7 protein-coding genes are annotated in these 8666 nt (G+C 64.8%); all 7 read left to right on the top strand.

Annotation, left to right across the window (positions count from 1 at the left end; all coding sequences use genetic code 11):
* Positions 1-229 (top strand): transposase (locus tag MKK88_RS21160; protein ID WP_244003178.1); only part of this gene is annotated, 229 nt, incomplete at its 5' end.
* A gap of 554 nt (positions 230-783) precedes the next feature.
* Complete coding sequence (locus MKK88_RS21155; RefSeq protein WP_244003176.1) at positions 784-1545, top strand: FadR/GntR family transcriptional regulator; 762 nt, start codon at positions 784-786, stop codon at positions 1543-1545.
* Positions 1546-1694: 149 nt separating this feature from the next.
* Positions 1695-3239 (top strand): ABC transporter substrate-binding protein, encoded by a 1545-nt coding sequence (locus tag MKK88_RS21150; RefSeq protein ID WP_244003174.1) that lies wholly within the window; start codon positions 1695-1697, stop codon positions 3237-3239.
* 113 nt (positions 3240-3352) lie between these two features.
* Entirely contained in the window at positions 3353-4342 is a 990-nt protein-coding gene (locus MKK88_RS21145) for an ABC transporter permease (RefSeq protein WP_244003184.1), read from the top strand.
* The gene (locus tag MKK88_RS21140) at positions 4339-5181 is read left to right on the top strand and encodes an ABC transporter permease (protein ID WP_244003173.1); all 843 of its coding nucleotides are present in this window, start codon (positions 4339-4341) and stop codon (positions 5179-5181) included. The genes MKK88_RS21145 and MKK88_RS21140 overlap by 4 nt, the downstream gene beginning before the upstream one ends.
* Positions 5182-5189: 8 nt before the next feature.
* A complete protein-coding gene (locus MKK88_RS21135; RefSeq protein WP_244003183.1) occupies positions 5190-6842 on the top strand; it encodes an ABC transporter ATP-binding protein in 1653 nt (550 codons plus the stop codon).
* A gap of 98 nt (positions 6843-6940) precedes the next feature.
* A complete protein-coding gene (locus MKK88_RS21130) occupies positions 6941-8581 on the top strand; it encodes a GMC family oxidoreductase (protein ID WP_244003171.1) in 1641 nt (546 codons plus the stop codon).
* The last annotated feature ends 85 nt before the right edge of the window (positions 8582-8666 follow it).

Below are 8666 nucleotides of genomic sequence, written 5' to 3'. Positions count from 1 at the left end.
GCGGGACATGGCCCGCGACATCGCGCGGTCCGAGGAAGGCAAGACCTCACGACGCGAGCGCAAGAAGGTCGAGATGCTGTTTGCCCACCTCATGCGCATCCTGAAGCTGGACCGCCTCCGGCTACGAGGACCAAACGGAGCAAGAGACGAGTTCCACCTCGCAGCCGCCGCCCAGAACCTGAGGAAGCTCGCAAAGCTCCTCCCGATCCCGCAGCCGAGCCCGGCCTGACCGGCTGGCGACACCCAGCCCTAGGGCGAGGGCTCATCCCGCCCCTCTCCGATCTCGGCCGCCAACGAATTTTTCAACGAAATCGGTCGTGAACAGACGCAGCGGCAACGTCCGCTCTCCTTCATTGTCGCCCAAAAGCGGACCGGCGGGTTTCCACCCTTCTCAGTCATTCAGAGGCACATGCCTTCGAGACTGGAACTGGCCGAAAGCGGAATGGCCGCTTCGGAGAAGGCCCACCGGAAAAGCGGACGTTCAGCGTGGGCCTTTTGGATGCCTCGGCGTGCCTCTGTTCAGAAGCCGAACGCCCCCGTCAGGTACCTCGGTACGTCCGATTACGTTGGGACGAAGTTGCTTCACGGCCAAGCCCGCAGCGAGCGGAAGCGATCGGGCCGACGGCCCATGGTGGAGGGCTATTTATGTGACGGATAGCTCATCAGATGGGAGGCCATCGATGCGACGAAAGTCCGATCCGGACCGCTAAGCGTGGCGTTGACGCTGCGATTGGTCACGCATACTGGTCCAGCCAGCAAGCCAAAGCACCGGAAGGAACCATAGTGAGCGCTTTCGAACCCGTCAGCGCCACGCGGCTCTACCGCATGATCGCGGACCAGATCACCGCTCGTATCAAGCGCGGCGACTTTCCTCCTGGCACTCGTCTGCCGTCGGAACGGGACCTCGCCGTGCAAATGTCCGTCAGTCGGACGTCTGTTCGCGAAGCCCTGATCGCCCTGGAAATCGCCGGCTACGTCGAGGTTATGATGGGCAGCGGCGTCTACGTGTGCGACTGCGCTCGGACAGCAGAGCAGCGCGCACCCAAGTCAGTTCTAAGGAATACAGGCCCGGACATCCGCGCCTCAGGCACGCATCCGGTTCATGCTGACGTAGGTCCGTTTGAGTTGCTAGCGGTCAACACGATTGTCGAGCCGGAAGCCGCCGCGATGGCGGCCACTCATGCAACGGCGGAGCAGCGAGAAGCGATCGTGGTAGCGGAGCGCGCTGTCATCCGATCAGAGACGCCGCGCCTGCACAACCGCCTGTTCCATCTTGCGATCGGTGAGGCGACAGGCAACGTCGCCATGGCACTGATTGTCCGCAATCTCTGGGATATCCATGACGAGAGCGTAATGTTCAACAAGCTCGAACACCATATCGTCGATCATCGCGGCGCCTGGGAATTGGCTGAGAACGAGCACGCAGCAATTGTCAAAGCCATTCTCGCTGGAGATCCGGCTCAAGCTAAGCGCGCGATGAAGAGACACTGCGACGGCTCAAGGCGACGCCTCGGTCAGGACTTCAGAACGAGCACTCTGCTGTAAACTTGCTCGTCAGCGCCGTAAAATTGCGCACGTTAAATTGGTCCAGCCAGTTGACCACCGGACCGGCGCTAGTAGGGTGCAGCCATTCGATGGCTTGGCTAGCGAGACGGCAGCACATGACAGTCAGGACGTTCAGGAGATCTCTTCGGTTGACCGGCGCGGCGATGCTGCTCGTTGCCACTCTCACTCCAGTCGCCTCTCAGACGCGGGGTGGGACGCTGAACCTGATCGTCCAGCCCGAGCCACCGATCCTCATCCTGGGACTAAACCAGCAGTCGCCGACGCAATACGTCGGCAGCAAGATCTACGAGGGGCTGCTCACCTACGGCGCCGACCTGAAGCCCATGCCAGGCCTCGCCAAGGCGTGGAGCATCTCAGAGGACGGCCTTACCTATCGTTTCACCCTGCAGGACGGCGTGACGTGGCACGACGGCAAGCCGTTCACCGCCGCCGACGTGGTGTTCAGTGCCGACAAGTTCCTCCGGCAGGTGCATCCGCGTGTGCGGCCGATCCTCAATCGATATCTCGCCTCGGTCATCGCGAGCGATGACCATACCGTCGAGTTCAAGCTGAAGGAGCCGTTCGCCCCCTTCCTCCAGCTATTCGGCACCGACAACATGCTGGTCGTACCGCGCCATATCTATGAAGGTACGGACTTCGCCACTAATCCGACGAACCAGCACCCGATCGGTACCGGCCCGTTCATGTTTCAGTCGTGGACGCGGGGCTCGGACATCGTGCTCATCCGCAATCCGAATTACTGGCAGAAGGGGCTGCCCTACCTCGACAAGATCGTCTTTCGGGTGATCCCCGACTCGGCCTCGCGGGCGGTGGCGTTCGAGCGCGGTGACGTCCAGGTCTTGCGCGGCGGTGACGTCGACAACGTCGACATCAAGCGGCTGGAGGCGATCCCCGGCGTGGAGCACACCACGAAGGGCACCGAGATGTACTCGACCATCACTTCGATGCTGATGAACGAGCGCAAGCCGCCCTTCGACAACGTCAAAGTCCGACAAGCGGTGATGCACGCGATCAACCGCGACTTTATCGTGCGCAATATCTTCTTCGGCATCGGCAAGGTCGCTACCGGACCGATCTCATCGACGACGCTGTTCTATGATCCGAACGTTCCGACCTACAAGTACGATCCGAAGCAGGCTGCAGCACTTCTGAAGGAGTCCGGCGTCGACGTCTTCAAATACCCGATTAAGATCCTGAACTATCCGTATGGAACAGCCTGGGACCGGCTGGCGGAGTATGTCAGCCAGTCGCTGCAACGTGTCGGCTTCAACGTGCAGATCGAGGGCACAGATGCCGGCGGCTGGGCGCAGCGCGTCGCCAACTTCGACTTCGACACCACCTTCCACTTCACCGACCAGTTCGGTGACCCGGCGATCGGCGTCTCTCGGCTCTTCCTGTCGAGCAATATCGTCAAGGGTTCGCCCTTCGTGAACAACGAGGGCTACCAGAGCCCGAAGACCGACGCATTATTCAACAAAGCCTCCTCGTCGCTCATCCCAGCTGAGCGGCAGAAACTGTATTCTGAGGTTCAGAACGCCCTCGTCCGCGATGTGGCCAACGGCTACTTGTTCGAGAATCAGAATGTCACCCTGTACAAGGGCGAGGTTCACAATCTGATCACCTCGGGGGTGGGCACCAATTCGAACTTCGCGACTGTGTCGCTTGGCAAATGAGCGCCGGGTCACCGATCACCGGGGCGGCGCCCGCTCAGGCGCCGAAAGCCACCCCCACCCTGGACCATACGCCGGCCCAGTCCGTTCTCCCGCAGCGAGTGCCGTCGATGGCACTGGCGCGCTTCATCCTGGCCAAGCTCGTCAAAGGCGTGCTCGTCGTCCTGTGCGTCGTGGTGGTCAACTTCTTCCTGATCCGGCTCGCACCCGGCGATCCGGCCTCGATCATGGCCGGCGAGTCCGGGTCGAGCGATCCGAACTACGTCGCGCAGCTGCGCACGCAGTTCGGCCTGGACCGGCCACTGCCTGTGCAGATGGCGACCTACGTGCTCGGCGTCGTGCGCTTCGACTGGGGCTTCTCCTACCGCATGAAGCTGCCGGTTCTGCAGCTCATCCTCGACCGGCTGCCCGCCACCCTGCTGCTGATGGGATCAGCCTTCGTCTTCTCGGTGCTGCTCGGCATCTTCCTCGGCGTGATCGCCTCCCGCACCCGGTACACGGGCAGGCGTCGCTGGCTCGACAGCCTGATCGTCGGTGGTGCTCTCTTGCTCTACGCGACGCCCTTGTTCTGGCTGTCGCTCCTGATGATCGTGCTGTTCTCGGTCGAACTTGGATGGCTGCCGGCCTTCGGCATGGAGACCGTCGGTGCCGGCCTGACCGGCTGGTCGCGGGTACTCGACATAACGACTCACCTCGTCCTGCCGACCGTGTCGCTCGGCTCGTTCTACATGGCGATGTACGTGCGGCTGACACGCGCCTCTATGCTTGAGGTGATGGGCATGGATTTCGTGCGCACCGCCCGCGCCAAGGGCGTTGCGGCGCCGGCGGTAATCCGCCGACACGTCCTGCGCAACGCGCTGCTGCCGGTGGTCACCTTCTCCGGCATCCAGCTCGGTCAGCTGGCCGGGGGAGCGGTGCTGACCGAGACGGTGTTCGGCTGGCCCGGCATCGGGCGGCTGATGTTCGACGCGCTGATGCAGCGCGACTACCAGCTTCTGCTCGGCGTGTTCCTGCTCACGTCGGCGATGGTGGTGGTCTTCAACATGCTGACCGACGTGATCTATCGTGTCGTCGACCCGCGGATCGCGTTCGAGGGCGGCCGATGAGTGGATTCGCGCGCAGGTTCCTTCGCAACACCGGCGCGGTGGCCGGCCTCATGATCCTCGCGGCGATCCTCGTCGTCGCGCTCGCGGCCCCGCTGCTCTTCCCCGACTCGCCCTGGATGATGGTGGCCGATCCCCTGATCCTACCTTTCCAGGACGGACAGTACCCGTTTGGCACCGATATGCTCGGGCGAGATATCGGCGCGGGCCTCGCCTACGGTGCGCGCGTGTCGCTGATGATCGGCGCGGTCTCCACCGCCGTTGCAGTGTTAGCCGGCATCGCGATCGGCGCGGCCGCTGGCTATCATGGCGGTTGGGTCGACGACCTGCTGATGCGGGTCACGGAGTTCTTCCAGACCATTCCGCAACTCGCGATGGCCGTCGTGCTGGTCGCGATCCTGACTCCATCGATCGGATCGATCGTCGCCGCGATTGCGATCGTGTCCTGGCCACCGGTGGCGCGCCTCGTACGCGGCGAGTTCCTGACCCTGCGCGAGCGCGAGTTCGTCCAGGCCGCCGTCGTCATCGGACAGCATCCCGGTCGAATCATGCTGACGCAAATTCTGCCCAACGCGATGTCGCCGATCATCATCACCGCCTCACTGATGGTGGCGACCGCGATCCTCACAGAATCCGCGCTCTCGTTCCTCGGCTTGGGCGACAGGAACATGATGAGCTGGGGCTTCATGATCGGCGCCTCCCGCACCATGCTGCGCGAGGCGCCATGGATGAGCCTGATGCCAGGGGTGGCGATCCTGCTCACCGTGCTCGCGATCAATTTGATCGGCGAGGGCCTCAACGACGCCCTCAACCCGCAGTTGCGCCACCGGGGCGAGGACTGATGCGTACCATGCCCGACCACTCGACCTCCGCGGATGTCGCGCCGCTACTGCGGGTCAGAGATCTCACAGTGCCGCTTCCCGGCGGCGAGCGACCTTATGCGGTGCGCGACGTGTCGTTCGATATCGCGCGCGGCGAGATCCTGTGCATCGTCGGCGAGTCAGGCTCCGGCAAGTCAATCAGCGCCGGCGCAATCATGGGCCTGCTGCCGCACCACCTCACGCCCGAGCGCGGCGAGATCCTGTTCGACGGGGTCGATCTGCTGCGCCTCTCGGAGACCGAGATGCTGGCCCGCCGGGGGCGGCAGATTGGCATGATCTTCCAGGAGCCGATGTCGGCCCTGAACCCGACGATGCGGATTGGCGACCAGATCGCCGAAGTGATGGCAGTTCATGGCACCCATCCCGGCCCGGCGCGCCGAAAGCGGGTGCTCGACCTCCTCGACCTCGTTGGCCTGCCAGACCCGGCCACTCTCCAGCACGTCTACCCGTTCCGTTTATCCGGCGGGCAGCGGCAGCGTGTGGTGATCGCCATGGCGTTGGCGCTCGAGCCGGCGCTCTTAATCGCCGATGAGCCCACCACCGCCCTCGACGTAACCACGCAGGCGCAGATCCTGGCGCTGATCAAGCGGATCCAGGCGAGGATGGGCATGGGTGTGATGTTCATCACCCACGATTTTGGCGTGGTGGCCGACATCGCCGATCGCATCGCGGTCATGGAGAAGGGCGTGCTGGTCGAGCAAGGCCGGGCCACCGAGGTTCTCGATTCTCCGCGCCATCCCTACACGCGGCACCTGATCGCCGCGGTCCCGACTGGACGGGCCGTGCCGCGTGGCGTGACTGTCGAGGACGCCCCCCTTCTGGCGGTGCGCAATCTGATCAAGACCTACACGACCTCGGGCGGTCCATTCCGTCCGAAGCGCGTCGTCCCCGCCGTGTGCGACGTAAGCTTCGAGGTGCGCCGCGGCGAGGCGCTCGGCATCGTCGGTGAATCGGGCTCGGGCAAATCCACGATCGGCAAATGCCTGCTCAAGCTTCAAGGCATCGACGGCGGTGAGATCGTCTTCGACGGGCAGGACATCGCGCCGCTCTCGCAGGCCGCCTTCCGGCCGCAGCGCCGCCGCCTGCAGATGATCTTCCAGGATCCGTTCGCCTCCCTCAACCCACGCCAGACCGTCGGCCGGATCCTCACCGACGGGCCGGTCGCGGGCGGCGAAGCGCGGGCCGAGGCGATGGCACGCGCACGCACGTTGCTAGACCTCGTCGGCCTGCCAGCCTCGGCGCTGGAACGCTACCCGCACGAGTTCTCCGGCGGTCAGCGGCAGCGCGTCGGCATCGCGCGAGCGCTGGCGCTGCAGCCCGACTTGATCGTCGCCGACGAGTCTGTCTCAGCCCTCGACGTCTCAGTCCAGGCGCAGGTACTCGCCCTGCTCAAAGATCTGCAGAAACGCCTCGGCGTCGCCCTGGTGTTTATCACCCACGATCTGCGCGTCGCCGCCGAGGTGTGCCAGCGGATCGCGGTCATGCACCGGGGCTGCCTTGTCGAGTATGGCCCCTCGGCTGAGGTCCTTGGCGCTTCGCGGGAAGACTACACACGCCGGCTGATCGAGGCGATGCCGGGTCGGGCTTGGGATGCACGGCGCCAGCCGGCGAGTGCGGCCTGACCGTAGACCTCCTTCCTCAAACCTTCCGCCCCCGACCGCACTCGGCCGCGCTCATGCGCGCCGGGCCTTCGCGGTGATGCCTGATCCGGACCGAACCGATGACCCACGCAGCCTCGCCATCAGACGCTGAGACCTTCGACTATGTCATCGTCGGCGCGGGCGCCGCAGGCGCTGTTCTGGCCAATCGCCTCAGCACCAATCCCCGAGTCTCCGTCTGTCTGCTGGAGGCCGGCTCGCCCGATACCTCGCCGTGGCTGCGCATCCCGGCCGGCTTCATCAAGGTGGTCTATGACCCGGCATGGACCTGGCAGTTTTCCGCGGAGCCGACGGAGTTGACGGCCGGCCGCCGCATCGCCCTGCCTCAAGGACGTACGCTGGGCGGTACCACATCGATCAACGGCATGATTTACAACCGCGGGCAGGCCGCGGATTACGACGAGTGGGCCGCCCAGGGCTGCCCGGGCTGGAGCTACCGCGAGGTGCTCCCCTACTTCCGGCGCAGCCAGCGCTGGCTCGGGCCCACGGACGACGACTACCACGGACGCACCGGCGAACTGCCGGTGTCGCACCTCGCTTGGCACCACCCAATCTGCGAGGCTTTCATCGCCGGCGCCGTCGCGGCCGGGCTTCCCCGAAACCGGGACTACAACGGTGCCGATCAGGCCGGGGTCGGCTACTTCCAGCGGACCATCGGCGGCCGCTGGCGCAGTAGTACGGCGCGCGCGTTTCTGCGTCCGATACGCGCGCGCGCTAATCTCGCGATCCGCACACGGGCGCAGACCACGCAAGTGCTGTTTGACGGGCCGCGCGCGACAGGGGTTCGCTACATGCAGGGCGACGGGCAGCACACCCGAACGGTGCTCGCGCGACGTGAGGTCGTGCTGTGCTGCGGTACGCTGAACACGCCGCGCCTCCTGGAGCTCTCCGGCATCGGCCATCCTTCGCGGCTTTCTGCTCTCGGGATCGAGCTGCGGCATGCACTGCCCGGCGTCGGGGAGAACCTCGCCGACCACTTCTCAGTGCGCGTGGTGGCCCGCGTCGCGAATGCGCGTACGATCAACGAGCTATCGCGCGGCGTCGGACTGGCCGGTCAGATCGCGCGATGGATCATAGGCCGTCCCAGCCTTCTGTCGGTCAGCCCCTCGCTGGTACACTGGTTTGCGCGCTCCTCGTCCGAGGTCGCCCGTCCCGACCTGCAGGGCGTGTTTACGCCGGCGAGCTACCGCGAGGGCGCGATCGGCGTCCTCGACGACTATCCCGGCATGACCGCCGGCGTCTGGGCGCATCGCCCGAAGAGCCGAGGCAGCATCCATCTGCGTTCCGCCGATCCGCGCGAGCCTCCCTTGATTCAGGCCAACTACCTGAGTCACCCTGAGGACCGACACACTCTCGTTCGCGGCATCCGCATGGCGCGCAACCTGCTGCGCATGCCGGAGCTCGCTCGGTATTTCCAGTCGGAAAGCCTCCCCGGTTCTGAGATCGACGACGATGACGCGCTGCTGAGCTTCGCCAAGCGTTATGGCGTATCCGCTCAGCATCTCGTCGGAACGGCGCGGATGGGTTCGCCCGATGATACGGGGGCCGTTGTGGGGCCGGATCTCAAAGTTCACGGCCTGTCTGGGCTGCGCGTCGCAGATGCGTCTGTGATGCCCGCTACACCGTCGGGCAACACGTGTGCGGCGACCATGATGATTGGCGAGAAGGGAGCAGATCTGCTGCTTGCTACACCCGGTGGTTAGAAGGTCCAGCCGAGATATCTGGGCAAGGCCATGGTCATGCTGACCTGACCGGCTGAATTGGCGGCCGCGCGGCCTTTCGAGACCG

It is taken from the genome of Methylobacterium sp. E-005, assembly GCF_022829725.1.
Lineage (GTDB): Bacteria > Pseudomonadota > Alphaproteobacteria > Rhizobiales > Beijerinckiaceae > Methylobacterium.
Note: the sequence above shows the minus strand (reverse complement) of the source record. Positions and strands in the feature narration are given on the sequence as shown.

Bases quoted from the DNA above. Each gene is read 5' to 3' on its own strand.
- MKK88_RS21135 (WP_244003183.1), top strand. From the start codon at position 5,190: ATGCCCGACCACTCGACCTCCGCGGATGTCGCGCCGCTACTGCGGGTC.
- MKK88_RS21140 (WP_244003173.1), top strand. From the start codon at position 4,339: ATGAGTGGATTCGCGCGCAGGTTCCTTCGCAACACCGGCGCGGTGGCC.
- MKK88_RS21130 (WP_244003171.1), top strand. From the start codon at position 6,941: ATGACCCACGCAGCCTCGCCATCAGACGCTGAGACCTTCGACTATGTC.